The sequence below is a fragment of the Pseudomonas oplopanacis genome (assembly GCF_057128725.1).
The window spans coordinates 185,223-202,234 of record NZ_JBSKHV010000005.1 but is presented as its reverse complement, the minus strand read 5'-3'; the positions used below and the strand labels follow the sequence as shown (position 1 = coordinate 202,234).

Genomic DNA, 17,012 nt, shown 5'->3' with positions numbered 1-17,012 from the left:
CCCCCCCGAGGTTTAAAGCGTTGTATCGAGGCTGTTAAATCAGCCTTCGATCTCGATCAGGATTTCGCCCGGATTCACCCGGTCGCCCTTGGCCACGTGGATGGCGGTGACTTTGCCGGCGATGGCCGATTGGACTTCGGTTTCCATCTTCATCGCTTCGGTGATCAGCACGGCTTGCCCTGCTTTCACGGTGTCGCCTTCCTTGACCAGCACATCGACGATGTTGCCCGGCATGGTGGTGCTGACGTGGCCCGGCGCGCTGGCTTGCTTGCGCTTGCTGCTGCCGCCGCTGACGAATTCGTTGAGCGGTTCGAACACCACTTCTTCCGGCATGCCGTCGATGGACAGGTAGAAGTGGCGCTTGCCTTCGGCCTTGACGCCGACACCGGTGATGTCGACGCGGTAGGTTTCGCCGTGGACGTCGATGACGAACTCGGTCGGTACGCCTTCGCCACCGGCCGAGGCGACGCCGCCGGCTTCAGGAATCGGCAGGAGTACTTCAGGTGTCAGGGTGCCGGCAGCGCGTTCTTCGAGGAACTTGCGGCCGATGTCCGGGAACATGGCGTAGGTCAGCACGTCTTCTTCGGACTTGGCCACGGCGCCGATTTCAGCACGCAGTTTGGTCATTTCCGGTTTGAGCAGATCGGCTGGACGCACGTCGATCACTTCTTCGCTGCCGATGGCCTGGCGACGCAGTTGTTCATTCACGGTACCCGGCGCCTTACCGTAGCCGCCTTGCAGGTAGAGCTTCACTTCGTTGGTGATGGTCTTGTAGCGCTCGCCAGCCAACACGTTGAAGAACGCCTGGGTGCCAACGATTTGCGAGGTCGGCGTTACCAGCGGCGGGAAGCCTAGGTCTTCACGAACGCGCGGGATTTCAGCCAGCACTTCGCTCATGCGGTTCAGTGCGCCCTGCTCTTTCAACTGGTTGGCCAGGTTGGAAATCATCCCGCCCGGTACCTGATTGACTTGTACACGGGTGTCGACGGCGGTGAATTCGCTTTCGAACTGGTGGTACTTCTTGCGCACGGCGTAGAAGTACAGGCCGATCTCTTGCAGCAGTTCCAGGTTCAGGCCAGTGTCGAACTCGGTGCCTTTAAGGGCAGCAACCATCGACTCGGTACCCGGGTGGCTGGTGCCCGAGGCGAAGCTGGAGATCGCGGTGTCGATGTGGTCGGCGCCGTTTTCGATTGCCTTGAGCTGACACATGGTCGCCAGACCAGCGGTGTCGTGCGAGTGAATGAACACTGGCAGCGACTGTTCTGCTTTCAACGCCCGTACCAGTTCGCCGGTAGCGTATGGAGTCAGCAGACCGGCCATGTCCTTGATCGCCACCGAGTCGCAACCCATGGCTTCCATCTGTTTGGCTTGTGCCACGAACGCGTCGATGGTGTGCACCGGGCTGGTGGTATAAGCGATGGTGCCTTGGGCATGTTTGCCCGCTGCCTTCACCGCTTCGATAGCCACGCGCAGGTTACGCACGTCGTTCATGGCGTCGAAGATGCGGAACACGTCGATGCCGTTGACCGCGGCCTTGGCGACGAAGGCTCTGACCACGTCGTCGCTGTAATGGCGGTAGCCCAGCAGGTTCTGGCCACGCAGGAGCATTTGCAGGCGAGTGTTAGGCAGCGCCGCGCGCAGTTGGCGCAGACGCTCCCACGGGTCTTCTTTCAGGAAACGTACACAGGCGTCGAACGTCGCGCCGCCCCAGCATTCCAGCGACCAGTAGCCAACTTTGTCGAGCTTGTCGCAGATCGGCAGCATGTCTTCGGTGCGCATGCGGGTGGCGAGCAGCGATTGGTGGGCGTCGCGCAGGATGGTGTCGGTTACGTGAATCTTCTTGGTCATTGTTATATTCCTCACAGGCCTGCGTGGGCGGCGATGGCGGCGGCGATGGCCAGGGCCAGCTCTTCGGGTTTGCGCTTGATCGAGTAGTTGGTCAGTTCAGGGTGGCTTTCAACGAAGCTGGTGTTGAACTGGCCGCTGCGGAATTCCGGGTTACGCAGGATTTCCTGGTAGTACGCGGCGGTGGTCTTGACCCCTTGCAGACGCATGTCGTCCAGGGCTCGCAAGCCACGGTCCATCGCCTCTTCCCAAGTCAGCGCCCACACCACCAGTTTCAGGCACATCGAATCGTAGAACGGTGGAATGGTGTAACCGGTGTAGATCGCCGTGTCGGTGCGCACGCCGGGACCGCCGGGTGCGTAATAACGGGTGATCTTGCCGAAGCTCGGCAGGAAGTTGTTTTTCGGGTCTTCGGCGTTGATCCGGAACTGCAGCGCGAAACCGCGGTGCTGGATGTCTTCCTGTTTCACCGAGAGCGGCAGGCCGGACGCGATGCGGATCTGCTCACGCACAATGTCGATGCCGGTGATTTCTTCGGTGATGGTGTGTTCCACCTGCACCCGGGTGTTCATCTCCATGAAGTACACCTCGCCCTCGGCGAGCAGGAACTCCACGGTACCGGCGTTCTCGTATCCCACGGCCTTGGCTGCACGCACCGACAGGTCGCCGATATAGGCGCGCTGTTCCGGGGTCAGTTGCGGGCTCGGGGCGATCTCGATCAGTTTCTGGTTGCGACGCTGGATCGAGCAATCACGCTCGAACAGGTGCACCACGTTGCCAAAGCTGTCGCCGAGAATCTGCGCTTCGATGTGCTTTGGATTGACGATGCATTTTTCCAGGAACACTTCCGCCGAACCGAACGCCTTGGTGGCTTCCGAGATCACGCGAGGGAAAGCTTGTTCGAGTTCTTCGCGGCTGTCGCAGCGACGGATACCACGACCACCACCACCGGAGGTTGCCTTGAGCATCACCGGGTAACCAATACGGTCGCCTTCAACCAAGGCTTCGGCGATGTCCGCAACGTTGCCTTCGGTGCCCGGCGTGACCGGCACGCCGGCCTTGATCATGCTGCGGCGGGCTTCAGTCTTGTCGCCCATGCGGCGGATGACTTCAGCCGATGGACCAATGAACTTGATGCCGCGCTCGGCGCAGATATCGGCCAGTTCAGCATTTTCCGAGAGGAAGCCGTAGCCGGGATGCAACGCATCACAACCGGTTTCCACGGCCAGGTTCACCAGTTTTCGCGCATTCAGATAACCGGCCAGTGGCTCGGCACCAATGCTGTGGGCCTCGTCCGCGCGCTTCACATGCAAGGCATGACGGTCGGCGTCGGAATAGATCGCGACCGAGCGAATGCCCATCTCGGCGCAGGCACGCACGATTCGTACGGCAATCTCACCACGGTTGGCGATCAGGATCTTTTTTATCACTTTTGGAGGTTCCCTTGAGCCGGTGGTAACCACGACCTGCTAGACCAGGTCGACGCGTGACCAAATGTTTCAATTCAGTCGCAGGCCCACACTAGCCCCCGCAAGGGATTAACAAAAATGAATAATTATTGGGTTAGGCATAAGTAAAGACTTATAGTCGTGGCATCAGCCTGTGCCGAGAGCGACTAGATAATGCGTAAGTCATTGATGCGTATGACATTGCGTCAATTGCAGATTTTCAATGAAGTCTGTGATCTGCGGTCCTACAGTCGGGCAGCCGACGAAATGTCGCTCACACAACCGGCCGTCAGCCTACAGATCAGGCAACTTGAAGAGCTGATTGGTCAGCCCTTGTTCGATTACGTTGGCAAAAAACTCTACATGACTGAGGCCGCCGAAGCACTCCAACGTGCCAGCCGGGATATTTTCGGGCGTCTGGAAAACCTCGACATGCAGCTTTCGGACATGCAGGGCTCACTGCAAGGGCAGCTGAAACTGGCCGTGGAGTCCAGCGCCAAGTATTTCGTCCCGCACCTGTTTGCCGCATTCAAGCGCCAGCATCCCGAGGTCAATCTGCAACTGACGGTCGTCAATCGGGGCCAAGTGATTCGTCGCCTGTCTGATAACCGCGATGACCTGGTGATCATGTCGATGGTGCCGCAGGACATGGGGCTGGAGTTCCTGCCTTTCCTCAACAACCCGATTGTGGCGGTGGCGCCACCGGATCATCCGCTGTGCCACATGGGGCCGCTGCGCCTGCAAGACCTCGAGCCCTACACCCTGCTGATGCGCGAATCCGGTTCCGGGACGCGACTGGCCTGCGAAGAGTATTTCAAGGAAAAGCGCGTGCACTTCAACCAGACCCAAGAGGTCTCGTCAGCCGAAGCTCAGCGTGAATGTGTGCTGGCGGGTCTGGGCGTAGCGCTGTTGACGCGGCACGCCCTGAACCTTGAGTTGGCGACCGGCGGCTTGATTGAATTGCCGGTCGAAGAGTTGCCGCTCTACCGCAGCTGGTGTCTGGTGCAAGCCAAGGCCAAACGGCTGTCACCGGTGGCGCACGCGTTCCTTGCGTTTATCCGCAGTGAGCGGGTGCAGATCAGCGCGCTGGTTGAGCGTTTCGACGGGAAGTTGTCGGTGCCGCCTGCCAGTAATTGAGTTCCAGCTCCGGGAAATCACCGATCTCGGCCAGCAGTTGGCGGCGTTCGCAGCGATCTTCGATGGCGCGACGGAATTCCATGCGGCGTTGATCTTCTTGCTGACGGCGAGTCTTGGCGGCGCTGTTGCGTTCTTCGTAGGGCTGGGCCATTTCGAGTCTCCCAAGGCGATTACGGGAGTTTCAAGATAGGCGCGGGGGATGACGGTTTGGCGGCTCGAAGGTTACAGACTAGTGAATATTAGTGAGCTGGCGCCGCACCTGTGGCGAGGGAGCTTGCTCCCGCTCGGCTGCGCAGCAGTCGCAACATTTTGGGGCCGCTTCGCGACCCAGCGGGAGCAAGCTCCCTCGCCACAATTCAAGCAGAATCAATCGTCCAGCGCTTTCACCGACTTGGGCGACAGCCGCAAGCTGCGAAGGCTGCGTTTGACGCTCTTGAGGTGATTGACCAGGCTCGGTCCGCGCGCCATGGCCACGCCCATCGCCAACACATCGATCACCACCAGGTGAGCAATACGCGAGGTCAGCGGCGTGTAGATTTCGGTGTCTTCGTGCACATCGATCGCCAGGTTGACGGTCGACAGCTCAGCCAATGGCGTCTGGCTCGGGCACAAGGTGATCAGCGAAGCGCCACTTTCACGCACCAGGTTGGCCGTGATCAGCAGATCCTTGGAGCGCCCGGACTGGGAAATACAGATCGCCACGTCGGTTGGCTTCAACGTCACGGCCGACATCGCTTGCATGTGCGGGTCGGAGTACGCCGCCGCGGTCAGCAGCAAACGGAAGAATTTGTGCTGGGCGTCGGCCGCCACGGCGCCCGATGCGCCAAAGCCATAGAACTCGACGCGCTGAGCCTGGGACATGAGCGAGACCGCCCGCTGCAATTCCACCGGATCGAGCTTCTCGCGAACTTCCATCAAGGTGTGCAGGGTGGTATCGAAGATTTTCAGGCTGTAGTCGGCAACGGAATCGTCTTCATGGATCGCAAACTGGCCGAAGCTCGCACCGGCCGCCAGGCTCTGCGCCAGCTTCAGTTTCAGATCCTGAAAACCGGAGCAACCGATGGCGCGGCAAAAGCGCACGATGGTTGGCTCGCTGATTCCGACGCTGTGGGCCAGGTCGGCCATGGAGCTGTGCATCACCGCCGCAGGATCAAGCAGCACGTGGTCGGCGACCTTGAGCTCCGACTTGCGTAAGAGATGGCGTGACTGGGCGATGTGTTGCAGCAGATTCAAAGGGCTGGACTCTTTGTTATTGGCAGTTGCCGGAGATGTAGCAAGCTTGTAGTTATACTACAAGAATTGGCTTTTTGCCTGCTCAATGCGTAACTCCATGTCCCCATTCCACGCCACATGCGCTCCATGTAGCACTTACGAGGGGTTCGCGTCCTTATGTAACAGCTTGGCCAGTTCATCAGCCTCAACGGGGCGACTGATCAAATAGCCTTGCACTTCATCGCAGCGCTCGGCTTTCAAAAACTCCAGCTGCTCTTGCCGCTCCACGCCTTCGGCCACTACTTTCAGCGACAAACCATGCGCCATCGCAATGATCGCCCGAGTAATGGCCGCATCCACAGTGCCCTCCCCCAGCCCGCGGATAAACGCCTGATCGATCTTCACGTAGTCCACCGGAATGCGCTTGAGGTAGCTCAGGGACGAATACCCGGTACCAAAATCGTCGATAGCCAGCTTAACCCCCAGATCCCGCAGTTGCTGGAAGGTCGCGATGATGTGCTCGACGCTGTCCAGCAACTGACTTTCGGTGAGCTCCAGCTCCAGGTAGTGCGGTGCCAGGCCGGTTTCTTCCAGCACTTGGCGCACCAGGCTGACCAGCTTGCCCTGACGCAATTGATGCACTGACAGGTTGACCGACACGCGGATCGGTTCCAGCCCCTGCCGCTGCCATTCGCAGGCTTGCCAACAGGCCTGGCGCAAGACGAACTCGCCAATCGGGCCGATCAGCCCGGTTTCCTCGGCCAGACCGATAAAATCCGCCGGCGGCACCCGGCCCATGGTCGGGTGATCCCAGCGCACCAGCGCTTCGGCGGCATTCAAGCGGCCCGTGGCGAGGCAGAGTTTGGGTTGGTAAAAGACTTTCAACTGCTTTTCTTCGATGGCTTTGCGCAGCTGGTTTTCCAGCTGCAAACGCTCGAGGGTGCTGGCTTGCAGGCTTTCGGTATAAAACTGGAAGTTGTCGCCGCCCAAGTGTTTGGCATGCTGCATGGCCATGTTCGACTGACTGACCAACGCGGAAATTTCCCGCGCGTTGTCGGGCAACATGCTGATGCCCATGGACGCACTGACCACCAGCTCATGGCCATCGACGGAGACTGGCAATCGCAGTTTGGTCGACAACCGCGTCGCCACCCGCGCCAGGCTCGACAGGTTGCCGTAGGTATCAAACAGTACTGCAAACTCGTCGCCCGAAAGCCTGGCAATCGTGTCGGCCTCTGGCAGCGCGTTGACCAGGCGCCGGGACATTTTCTGCAGCAGTTGGTCGGCGACGTCATGGCCCAGGCTGTCATTGAGCAGTTTGAAGCGGTCCAGATTGATGTGCAGCAACGCCAGGCTGCGTCCACCCTGGCGCACCCGCTGATGGGCCTCGCGCAACCGTTCCCGGAACAACGAGCGATTCGCCAGGCCCGTCAGTTCGTCATAGTGGGTCAAGTAGCGCATGCGCTCTTCGGATTCGCGGCGAGCCGATAGATCGGCGAAGAAGCCGACAATATGACTGACATTTCCTCGAGTATCGCGAACGGCGTTCAGTTGCAGCCATTGCGGGTAGAGCTCGCCGTTTTTACGGGTCTCGACCAATTCGCCTTGCCACGTCCCGTGCTGCTCCAGCGCCTGATGAATAGCGCCGTAATGGCGGCGAGCATCGCGACTGCACGGTAGCTCGACGACATTGCGCCCCAGCATGTCATCGATGTCATAACCGGTGACTCGACTGAAGGCCTGATTGACCGCGATCAGCGCGTAATCAGGGTCGAAAATCACGATACCTTCGCTGGCGGCTTCGAACACAGTGGCGGCCAGTTGGCGCTGTTCTTCCTGAACCTTGGTGGCGCTGATGTCGCGACGGGTGCCGACCATGCGGATCACCCGACCCGTTTTGCTGCGCTCGACGGCCCGGCCTCGGTCCTCGATCCAGACCCAGTGGCCGTCGCCATGCCGCACGCGGTATTCGATCTGGTAATCCTCGCTGCGGCCTTTCAAATGCTCGATCAACGCGCGCTTCAGCGCCGGCAGGTCTTCGGGGTGCAACCGCGGGCGAAGGTGGCGGAGCATGGCCGTCACATACTCCGGCGCGAGGCCGAACAACTCCTGGATCTGCGTGTGATGGACTTCGTCGGTTTGCAGGTTCCAGTCCCACAGCCCCAATTCGCTGGCCTTCAATGCCAACGCCAGCCGAGCTTCACTCTTGCTCAGGGCCTGGTTGGCGACGTCGAGCTCCAGGCTGCGCTGGGCGACACGGTTTTCCAGCTCGACCTGGGCTTCACGCAGCTTTTCTTCGGCAGCACGGCGTTGATCAATTTCCTTGGCCAGTTCGTGATTGAGCTGATCGCTGCGGGTTTGTGCTTGCTGCAAATGCTCGATCAACGCCTGATTCTGGAAACGACGCAGCATTCCGCTGTCGATCAGTCGATTGACCTGCCAGGCAATCACGCTGAGCGCGCCCAACAAAATCAAGCCGAACCAGCCCCAGCCATGATCCTGTGCGTCGCCGCCCCAGAATAAATAGGCGATGGCCGGCAACAGGCAGGGCAAGGTAAAGGACAGGAACGCCGGCAGGCTGACCGCGTACGCCACGCTGGCAGAAAGAGCGGCGGCACCCATCAGGCCGAACACCCATGCCTGCTGCATGAAGTTGTCGGCAGGCACCAAGGCAATACTGGCACCGGCCAGGGTCAGGCCGGTGAGGCCAGAGCCGAGCAAAAACATGCGACGCCAGATCGGATGCGCCTGGCGGTTGGGAATCGCCGAATCGAAGGCCGCGACTTGAATCACCCGCAACGCCACCAGCGACAACAGCCACACCAGCCAGACGCTGACCAGGAAGTAGCGCTGCGGGCTCCAGAGCAAACCGGCGCAGACCAGACCATTGATCAACATGAATAACGTGGGCAGCAATGACCCCTGATAAAGCAGGCGCGTGCGTTCGACCGCCATTTCCATGGCGTACTGCTTGCGGATAACCCGCGGCTCCACCGTGGGGCCCGACAGGTCGGTGCTGAGGGTCATAGGCAATGTTCTTGTTCTTATAATGATGAGCATGAGCCCGAAACGTCGACGGAGCATACACAAGCCAATGCACTTGCCAAACTGCCCCAGATCATAAATTCAACAATATTTACGCAGCCCGAGACCCTGTCAAAACCCTTGGAGCGCGGCCCGCCAACGCCTGCAGCCAGTGACTGACCGGTCGTCCTCCGTGGATCTTTCATCGGCTAATGCAAAGCTCGGTTTGCCCGGTGTGGCGGCGCACCCTAGAATGCCCCGATGCGCGATGATCTCTCCCTTCTGCTGAACTCCCTCAACGATGCCCAACGCCAGGCCGTAGCTGCCCGCGTGGGTCGTCAGTTGGTCCTGGCCGGTGCTGGTTCCGGTAAAACCCGAGTGCTGGTGCACCGTATCGCCTGGTTGATCCAGGTCGAAAACGCCTCGCCGCACTCCATCCTGTCGGTGACCTTCACCAACAAGGCCGCGGCCGAGATGCGTCAGCGCATCGAGCAGCTGATGGGGCTCAACCCCGCCGGCATGTGGGTCGGCACCTTCCACGGCCTGGCGCACCGCTTGCTGCGGGCGCACTGGCAGGAAGCCGGGCTGAGCCAGACCTTCCAGATTCTCGACAGCGACGACCAGCAACGCTTGGTCAAGCGGGTGATCCGCGAGCTGGGCCTGGACGAACAACGCTGGCCGGCCCGTCAGGCCCAGTGGTTCATCAACGGGCAGAAAGACGAAGGTCTGCGTCCGCAACATATTCAAGCCAGTGGCGACATGTTCCTGGCGACCATGCGCAGTATTTATGAGGCTTACGAGGCTGCCTGCCTGCGCGCCGGCGTGATCGACTTCTCCGAATTGCTGCTGCGCGCCCTCGATTTGTGGCGCGACCACCCGGGTTTGCTGGCTCATTATCAGAAACGTTTCCGCCACATTCTGGTGGACGAGTTCCAGGACACCAACGCCGTGCAGTACGCCTGGTTGCGTCTGCTGGCCAAGGGCGGCGACAGCCTGATGGTGGTGGGCGACGACGATCAGTCGATCTACGGCTGGCGCGGCGCGAAAATCGAGAACATCTATCAGTACTCCGATGATTTCCCGGATGCCGAGACCATTCGTCTGGAGCAGAACTACCGCTCCACCGCCGGTATCCTCAAAGCGGCAAACGCCCTGATCGCCAACAACACCGGGCGCATGGGCAAAGAGCTGTGGACCGATGGCGGCGAAGGCGAAGCGATCAACCTGTACGCTGCGTTCAACGAACACGACGAAGCACGTTACGTGGTGGAAACCATCGAAAGCGCGCTGAAAACCGGCTTGGCTCGCAGCGATATCGCGATTTTGTACCGCTCCAACGCCCAATCGCGCGTTTTGGAAGAAGCCTTGCTGCGCGAGCGCATTCCGTACCGCATCTATGGCGGTCAGCGCTTCTTCGAGCGGGCAGAAATCAAGAACGCCATGGCTTATCTGCGCTTGCTGGAAGGCCGAGGCAACGATGCGGCACTGGAGCGGGTGATCAACGTTCCGGCCCGAGGCATCGGCGAGAAGACCGTCGAAGCCATTCGCGACCATGCCCGTCACAGCGATGTGTCGATGTGGGAAGCCATGCGCCTGCTGGTCGCCAATAAAGGCCTGACCGGTCGTGCTGCCGGCGCGCTCGGTGCCTTTATCGAGTTGATCGAGAACCTCGCTGCCAAGTGCATGGAAATGCCCCTGCACCTGATGACCCAGACGGTCATCGAGCAATCCGGGCTGATTGCCTATCACCAGGCGGAAAAAGGCGAGAAAGGCCAGGCTCGGGTAGAAAACCTTGAGGAACTGGTCAGCGCCGCGCGCAACTTCGAAAACGCCGAAGAAGACGAAGACCTGACGCCGCTGGCGGCGTTCCTTGGCCATGCATCGCTGGAAGCCGGCGATACTCAGGCCGAGGAGCACGAAGACAGCATTCAGCTGATGACCTTGCACAGCGCCAAGGGCCTGGAATTCCCTTACGTGTTCCTGGTGGGCATGGAGGAAGGTCTGTTCCCGCACAAGATGAGCCTGGAAGAGCCCGGCCGTCTTGAGGAAGAACGCCGCCTGGCCTACGTCGGCATCACCCGGGCCATGCAGAATCTGGTGATGACCTATGCTGAAACCCGACGCCTGTATGGCAGCGAAACCTACAACAAGGTCTCGCGTTTCGTACGGGAAGTGCCGAAAGGCCTGATCCAGGAAGTGCGCTTGTCGAACAGTGTCAGCCGTCCGTTCGGTGGCAATCAATCGATGAGTGGCAGCAACCTGTTCAGCGGCAGCGAGATCCCGGAAACCGGCTTCAGCCTGGGTCAGACTGTACGGCACTCGATCTTTGGTGACGGCGTGATCCTCAACTTCGAGGGTTCCGGCGCGCAGGCGCGGGTGCAGGTGAACTTCAGCGAAGGCAGCAAGTGGCTGATGCTGGGTTACGCGAAGCTGGAAGCTGTTTAGGGCTATCTAATAGCTTTTCTGTGGGAGCGAGCCTGCTCGCGAATGAAAGCGCCGCGGTATATCTGATAAACCGTGGTGCATCCTTCGCGAGCAGGCTCGCTCCCACAGGGTTTGTGCTCAACCCCACCCCGGCAGGTTGATCTTTTAAGGCGCGAAATAATGGGCTCAGGCTTCTTTTCTTCCTGGACATTCTGGGCCCTGATGTCGGCGGCGTTTGCCGCCCTGACCGCGATCTTCGCCAAAATCGGCATCGAAAACGTCAATTCCGACTTCGCCACCCTGCTACGCACCGTAGTGGTACTGGTCAGCCTGGCCTTGATTTTGTACGCCACGGGCCAATATCAATCATTAGGATCGATCTCGGCGAAGAGCTACCTGTTCTTGCTGCTGTCGGGACTGGCCACCGGCGCCTCGTGGATCTGCTACTTCCGCGCGCTGAAACTGGGGCCGGCCTCGCTGGTTGCTCCTGTGGACAAGCTCAGCGTGGTGCTGGTGGCGGTGCTCGGCGTGATTCTGCTGGGCGAAAAACTCGACCTGCGCCAATGGGGCGGAATCGGCCTGATTACGGCCGGTGTGGTCATGCTGGCGCTGCGACGCTAGGCATCCTTCCTACATAAGCTATCCACTCGTCCTACGGACGAAAGTCAAAAGGCCTTATTGCGCTGACTGAAGCTGAACGCAACCTGTCAGGCAAAAGCCCGAAACACTCTGCCGCTAGCCAGTAACACTTCAGCTGTGCAACATGGCGCGCGTGCCATCCACAAATGGGATTACCCTTTATGAAACGTTTTCTTAGCATCGCCATGGCGTTGTGCATCGGCCTGACGATGAGCCTCGACGCCAACGCCAAGCGCTTTGGTGGCGGCAAAAGCGTCGGCGCTGCGCCGACCCACCAGACCAGCCAAATGGCGCCTTCTTCTCCAGGCATGGGCGGCGCTGCGGCGACCGCTGGTGCTGCCGGTGCCGCAGGCGCTGCCGCCAAGGCTGGCGGTGCTTCGCGCTGGCTCGGCCCTCTGGCCGGCATCGCTGCCGGTGGCCTGCTGGCCTCCATGTTCATGGGCGGTGGCTTCCAGGGCATGCAGATCTTCGACATCCTGATCATGGCGGTCATCGCCTTCCTGATCTTCCGCTTCATCGCCGCTCGTCGTCGCAAGCAACAGGAGCACATGGCTCCAGCTGGCCACGCACCGATGCAGCGTGAAGTGTTCGACCAGCAGCCTGCTGGCGGTTCGATCTTCGGTGGTTCGGCTGCTCCGGTTGCCGCTCGTCCGGTTATCAATGCGCCAGCCTGGTTCAATGAAAAGAACTTCATTGAAGCGGCCCGCAACCACTTCCAGTCCCTGCAGCAGCATTGGGACGCCAACGAAATGGACAAGATCGCCGAGTTCGTGACCCCGCAAATGCTCGAGTTCCTCAAGCGCGAACGTGCTGACCTGGGCGACGGCTTCCAGTCCACCTACATTGATAACCTCAATGTTCAACTGGACGGCGTGGATGATCGTGCCGACAAGACCATCGCCACCCTGACTTTCAGCGGCGTGTCGAAGACTTCACGTTTCGATCAGGGCGAAGTGTTCAGCGAAAGCTGGAACATGGAACGTCCGCAGGGCGAAAACCAGCCTTGGCTGGTGGCCGGTATCCGCCAGAACGGCTGATACGACCCGGTTCTGTTTGGAAGGTGCCGAGCTAAGATCAGACAAGGCAAAAACAGGTGAGAAACGGCTGGGGTCGCACCCGACTTGACGTTAGTCAATGAGCATTTCGAACCTGTTTTTAACGCAGTATGATCGACGCGCAGGCACGTTCCAGACAGAACCTAGCGTGCTGTAATGAAAACCCCAGCCTTGGCTGGGGTTTTCTATTTCGCGGTTGCATCTATAGCGAGCTACTGTATAAACCGCCCCAACTAAACCGCGCCATCAAGCAAGAGGATCCCGGACGTGGAAGAAATCATCGAACAACTGCGTGAAGCCAACGAACCGGTACCGGTCCCCTTGGAGCTGCCCGACGAAGACCAGATCGTGGAAATCGAAGAACAACTGTTCATCGATATTCCGTTCGTCTTCAGAGAATTTTTGCTGACCGTCAGCGACGTGGTCTACGGCAGCCTGGAGCCGGTGACTGTCACCGACCCGCAATCCCACACCTACCTGCCAGACGTTGCTGCCAACGCCTGGGACGCTGGCGTTGACCGCAGTATGATCCCGATCTGCCAGGACGGTGACGACTACTACCTCGTCGAAGAAGACGGCACCGTGGTGCTGTGGCAGGCCGAAGAAGAACTGATCGCCGAAGAAACCTGGGAATCAGTGTGGCACTGGGCGCGGGACGTCTGGCTGGAAAGCTGAGACGTCTCGGCTTTGTAGCAGGTGCGATGTCAGTGACCGGGGGCATCATTGTGGTTGTCCAGGGTTTCGAGCAACGCCACCTGCATCCGCGTGTGCACGCGGATGAACCAGCGCCAGAGTAATGCTGCCACGGCGGCGGCGACCACGATGATCAGTACCAGCAACTTGTTGGTCGGCAGAATACTGGCGGACAAGGCTGCCAGTAGCAGGAAAATCACCAGCAGCGAGAGGATCGGAATCACTTCGGCGATCACCCGACGTACTCGCTGTGTGTGACGCCCGGCCATTTCCGGCTTCACGCCCATCTCGGCCAACAGCAGCGACAGCGCCTTGAGCTTGCGATAGGCGGCGATCAGGAACGGCAACGACAACAGCAGCGCCCCACCCCAGATCAATGCTTTCTGCCAGCTCGGGTCGCTGATCCAGCCTTGCAGATACGCGGACATGCGTTCGGCGAAGAACGCCCCCGAGAAGAAAATCGCAATCACCAGCGCCAGATTGACCCCCACCTGCAACAAAATCCGCCGAATCATCGACGCCAGCAGCGCGCCCTCGCCCTGCGGCTGAATACTGCGCAGCCATTCGCCGTACATCCCCAACACCCGGCCCAGCCGTTGCGGCATCACCGCGGCGAGCTTGATCGACAGCGGATCGGCCGCTCGGATCAGGTACGGAGTCAGCAGCGTAGTGATCACCGAAACCGCCACGGCGACCGGGTAGAGGAAGTTGCTGGTGACCTGCAGCGTCATGCCCAACGCGGCGATGATGAAAGAAAATTCGCCGATCTGCGAAAGGCCCATCCCCACGCGTAGTGAGGTGCGTCCGTCATTGCCGGCGATAAACGCCCCGAGGCCGCAGGACAGCATCTTGCCAAGCACCACCGCCACGGTGATCACCGCGATTGGCCAGGCGTATTGCAGGAGGATCATCGGATCCAGCATCAGGCCGATGGCGACAAAGAAAATGGCGCTGAACAAGTCGCGAACCGGCTCGATCAGACGCTCTATTTTCAACAGTTGCCGAGACTCGGCCATGATCGCGCCAATCAGGAATGCACCGAGCACCATGCTGTATTCCAGTTTCACCACCAGCAGGCAGAAACCGAAACACAGCCCCAGCACGGTGATCAGCAGCATCTCGTTACTTTCGAATTTAGCTACGTACGCCAATAGTCGTGGCACCAGCAAAATCCCGATGACCAGCGCGACAATCATGAACAGCGAAAGCTTGCCGACCGTGGAAAACACTTCGCCGGAGCTGACCGTGCCGCTGACGGCGATGCTCGACAGCAACGCAATGATGCCGATGCCCAGGATGTCTTCGACGATCAGCACTCCGAAGATCAACTGCGCGAAACGCTCGTTCTTCATCTTCAGGTCGTTGAGTGCCTTGACGATGATGGTGGTCGAGGAAATCGCCAGAATCGCGCCGAGGAACAGCGAATCCATGGTGTTCCAGTCAAACCAGCGACCGATCTCGTAGCCGATCCAGATCATCAGCACGATTTCGAGGAACGCCGCGATGAACGCCGTCGCACCGACCTTGAACAACTTGCGCAGGCTGAATTCGAGGCCGAGGCAGAACATCAGGAAAATCACCCCGAGCTCCGCGAGGGTCTTGATGGTTTCTTCGTCGTGGATCAGCCCGAACGGCGGCGTGTGCGGGCCGATGATGAAACCGGCGACGATGTAGCCCAGCACCACCGGCTGCTTGAAGCGATGGAACAGCACGGTCACCACGCCCGCGATCAACATGATCACTGCCAAATCCTGAATGAAACTGATGGCATGCATGGCGTGGGCTCCTTAAGGGGGACTTTTGGAGGTTAACACCGGGACTTGCGCCGCAAAGGCGGTGCAATATATGGAAACAGATCGAAACGGGCGTGACGGCAGCCACCTGCCCGGCGTCACGATAACTGTTGGTTTTGAAAAGCTGACAAGGCACCCGCAGAGGTGCGCCCCTGAAATTCTGCCTTGAACCGTGAGAACGCTATGGAACCCGGAAACGCACAACTGTCGATGACGGTATTGATGACCCCCGACATGGCCAACTTCTCTGGCAATGTCCACGGCGGTACCTTGCTCAAGTACCTCGACGAAGTCGCGTATGCATGCGCCAGCCGTTATGCCGGTCGCTACGTGGTGACGCTGTCGGTGGACCAGGTGATTTTCCGCGAGCCGATTCATGTCGGCGAACTGGTGACCTTCCTGGCTTCGGTCAATTACACCGGCAACACCTCCATGGAGGTGGGCATCAAGGTGGTGACCGAGAACATCCGCGAGCGCTCGGTACGCCACACCAATAGCTGCTTTTTCACCATGGTCGCGGTGGATGACGACCGCAAACCGGCTGTTGTCCCACCACTGCAACCGCAGAACAGCGAAGACAAACGCCGCTTCATGCAGGCCCAGCAGCGTCGGCAGATTCGTCAGGAGCTGGAAAAGCGCTATCAGGAAATCAAGGGTGATGCCTGAGACCTGTGGTCGACTTTAGATAGTCATCGTCGGAACGCCGCCCGGAGCAAGCTCGCTCCTACAGGGAATCCATGTGGGAGCGAGCCTGCTCGCGAATGGCGTCGACGCAAATTCAGAGGCTGATCGCCGTCGCTTCGAACCGCACACGGGGATGAGCAATCCGGTCCTGCGCCCGCACCAATTCCAGCTCATAGCTGGCACAGGCCTGAGTCTCCAGCAGCACTTCATGCACCGCTGCCGCCGTAAATTCGAACGCAGCGACCAGACTGTCACCCAACAACACCCGCGCCAGGAACAGCCCGGACGTCAGGTCGCCCACGCCCACCGGCTGACGCGGAAACGCCAGCAGCGGACGACGCAGGTGCCAGCTGCCCTCGGCAGTCACCAGCAACATCTCGAAGCCATCCGCCGGCTTACCGGGATAGTCCAGATGCTTGACCAATACCGCCTTCGGCCCACGCGCCAACAGCGCTCGCGCCATGGCCAGGCAATCGAAAAGTGACTGCGGTTTGCGTCCCGAGAAGCTGTCCAGTTCCAACTGGTTCGGGCACATGAAGTCAGCCACCGACGCCGCTTCTTCCAGCAGGAAGTCGCTGACTTCGGCCGGAACGCTACAACCTTTCTCAGGATGGCCCATCACCGGGTCGCACAAATACAGTGCCTTGGGATTCATCGACTTGATGCGCGCCACGCCGGTCAGGATCGCCCGGCCCTGAGCAGCACTGCCCAAGTAACCCGACAGCACCGCATCGCAGTTGCCCAGCTCGCCAATCGCGGCAATGCCTTCGACCAGCTCAGGGATCTGGTGCGGCGCGAGCACTTCACCGGTCCACTGGCCGTACTGGGTGTGGTTGGAGAACTGCACGGTGTTGAGCGGCCAGACATTCACCCCGACCCGCTGCATCGGGAAAACCGCAGCGCTGTTGCCAGCGTGGCCAAACACAACATGGGACTGAATGGCGAGCAGATGGGGCGTACGTTTCATGCGGTGAGTTTTCCGTAAAACGATTGAAATTCGAGCCGCGCAGTATGCGACGAAACGCAGCCTGTACGACAGACCGGCGACGCAGTTAAGC

General features: G+C 59.7%; 13 protein-coding genes. 6 read left to right on the top strand and 7 right to left on the bottom strand.

The window, feature by feature from the left end:
* Nucleotides 1-39: 39 nt before the first annotated feature.
* Nucleotides 40-1,848 carry a sodium-extruding oxaloacetate decarboxylase subunit alpha gene (gene oadA, locus ACWKV5_RS13250; protein WP_483841601.1) on the bottom strand — a complete coding sequence of 603 codons (1,809 nt, stop codon included), beginning with the start codon at nt 1,846-1,848 and terminating at the stop codon, nt 40-42.
* A gap of 11 nt (nt 1,849-1,859) precedes the next feature.
* Nucleotides 1,860-3,275 (bottom strand): acetyl-CoA carboxylase biotin carboxylase subunit, encoded by a 1,416-nt coding sequence (locus ACWKV5_RS13245; RefSeq protein ID WP_046030798.1) that lies wholly within the window; start codon nt 3,273-3,275, stop codon nt 1,860-1,862.
* A gap of 192 nt (nt 3,276-3,467) precedes the next feature.
* On the opposite strand from ACWKV5_RS13245, the gene ACWKV5_RS13240 reads away from it, so the two are divergent.
* Nucleotides 3,468-4,430, top strand: coding sequence for a LysR family transcriptional regulator (locus ACWKV5_RS13240; RefSeq protein WP_027926272.1), 963 nt, complete (start codon nt 3,468-3,470; stop codon nt 4,428-4,430).
* Here ACWKV5_RS13240 and ACWKV5_RS13235 read toward each other — a convergent pair.
* The 3 genes from ACWKV5_RS13235 to ACWKV5_RS13225 all read right to left on the bottom strand — a co-directional run bounded on the left by ACWKV5_RS13235 (nt 4,372) and on the right by ACWKV5_RS13225 (nt 8,669).
* Nucleotides 4,372-4,581 (bottom strand): PA3496 family putative envelope integrity protein, encoded by a 210-nt coding sequence (locus ACWKV5_RS13235; protein ID WP_027926271.1) that lies wholly within the window; start codon nt 4,579-4,581, stop codon nt 4,372-4,374. The genes ACWKV5_RS13240 and ACWKV5_RS13235 overlap by 59 nt on opposite strands.
* A gap of 215 nt (nt 4,582-4,796) precedes the next feature.
* Nucleotides 4,797-5,663 carry a transcriptional regulator HexR gene (hexR, locus tag ACWKV5_RS13230; protein ID WP_008027445.1) on the bottom strand — a complete coding sequence of 289 codons (867 nt, stop codon included), beginning with the start codon at nt 5,661-5,663 and terminating at the stop codon, nt 4,797-4,799.
* A 135-nt stretch (nt 5,664-5,798) separates the two neighbouring features.
* Complete coding sequence (locus tag ACWKV5_RS13225; RefSeq protein ID WP_483841600.1) at nt 5,799-8,669, bottom strand: EAL domain-containing protein; 2,871 nt, start codon at nt 8,667-8,669, stop codon at nt 5,799-5,801.
* A 258-nt stretch (nt 8,670-8,927) separates the two neighbouring features.
* Between ACWKV5_RS13225 and uvrD the strand changes: the two genes are divergently transcribed.
* The 4 genes from uvrD to ACWKV5_RS13205 all read left to right on the top strand — a co-directional run bounded on the left by uvrD (nt 8,928) and on the right by ACWKV5_RS13205 (nt 13,459).
* Entirely contained in the window at nt 8,928-11,111 is a 2,184-nt protein-coding gene (uvrD, locus tag ACWKV5_RS13220) for a DNA helicase II (RefSeq protein WP_483841599.1), read from the top strand.
* 159 nt (nt 11,112-11,270) lie between these two features.
* A complete protein-coding gene (locus ACWKV5_RS13215) occupies nt 11,271-11,711 on the top strand; it encodes an EamA family transporter (protein WP_483841598.1) in 441 nt (146 codons plus the stop codon).
* 179 nt (nt 11,712-11,890) lie between these two features.
* The gene (locus tag ACWKV5_RS13210) at nt 11,891-12,766 is read left to right on the top strand and encodes a Tim44 domain-containing protein (protein ID WP_483841597.1); all 876 of its coding nucleotides are present in this window, start codon (nt 11,891-11,893) and stop codon (nt 12,764-12,766) included.
* 285 nt (nt 12,767-13,051) lie between these two features.
* Nucleotides 13,052-13,459 carry an SMI1/KNR4 family protein gene (locus ACWKV5_RS13205; RefSeq protein ID WP_007943369.1) on the top strand — a complete coding sequence of 136 codons (408 nt, stop codon included), beginning with the start codon at nt 13,052-13,054 and terminating at the stop codon, nt 13,457-13,459.
* A gap of 29 nt (nt 13,460-13,488) precedes the next feature.
* Here ACWKV5_RS13205 and ACWKV5_RS13200 read toward each other — a convergent pair whose 3' ends face one another.
* Nucleotides 13,489-15,252 carry a cation:proton antiporter gene (locus tag ACWKV5_RS13200; protein ID WP_483841596.1) on the bottom strand — a complete coding sequence of 588 codons (1,764 nt, stop codon included), beginning with the start codon at nt 15,250-15,252 and terminating at the stop codon, nt 13,489-13,491.
* A gap of 201 nt (nt 15,253-15,453) precedes the next feature.
* Between ACWKV5_RS13200 and ACWKV5_RS13195 the strand changes: the two genes are divergently transcribed.
* Nucleotides 15,454-15,936, top strand: coding sequence for an acyl-CoA thioesterase (locus ACWKV5_RS13195; protein WP_123433184.1), 483 nt, complete (start codon nt 15,454-15,456; stop codon nt 15,934-15,936).
* Between the two features lie 112 nt (nt 15,937-16,048).
* Here ACWKV5_RS13195 and pdxY read toward each other — a convergent pair whose 3' ends face one another.
* Complete coding sequence (gene pdxY, locus ACWKV5_RS13190; RefSeq protein WP_027926264.1) at nt 16,049-16,921, bottom strand: pyridoxal kinase PdxY; 873 nt, start codon at nt 16,919-16,921, stop codon at nt 16,049-16,051.
* Nucleotides 16,922-17,012: the final 91 nt, after the last annotated feature.

Bases quoted from the DNA above. Each gene is read 5' to 3' on its own strand.
- oadA (WP_483841601.1), bottom strand. From the start codon at position 1,848: ATGACCAAGAAGATTCACGTAACCGACACCATCCTGCGCGACGCCCAC.
- ACWKV5_RS13240 (WP_027926272.1), top strand. From the start codon at position 3,468: ATGCGTAAGTCATTGATGCGTATGACATTGCGTCAATTGCAGATTTTC.
- ACWKV5_RS13235 (WP_027926271.1), bottom strand. From the start codon at position 4,581: ATGGCCCAGCCCTACGAAGAACGCAACAGCGCCGCCAAGACTCGCCGT.
- ACWKV5_RS13225 (WP_483841600.1), bottom strand. From the start codon at position 8,669: ATGACCCTCAGCACCGACCTGTCGGGCCCCACGGTGGAGCCGCGGGTT.
- uvrD (WP_483841599.1), top strand. From the start codon at position 8,928: ATGCGCGATGATCTCTCCCTTCTGCTGAACTCCCTCAACGATGCCCAA.
- ACWKV5_RS13215 (WP_483841598.1), top strand. From the start codon at position 11,271: ATGGGCTCAGGCTTCTTTTCTTCCTGGACATTCTGGGCCCTGATGTCG.
- ACWKV5_RS13210 (WP_483841597.1), top strand. From the start codon at position 11,891: ATGAAACGTTTTCTTAGCATCGCCATGGCGTTGTGCATCGGCCTGACG.
- ACWKV5_RS13200 (WP_483841596.1), bottom strand. From the start codon at position 15,252: ATGCATGCCATCAGTTTCATTCAGGATTTGGCAGTGATCATGTTGATC.
- ACWKV5_RS13195 (WP_123433184.1), top strand. From the start codon at position 15,454: ATGGAACCCGGAAACGCACAACTGTCGATGACGGTATTGATGACCCCC.
- pdxY (WP_027926264.1), bottom strand. From the start codon at position 16,921: ATGAAACGTACGCCCCATCTGCTCGCCATTCAGTCCCATGTTGTGTTT.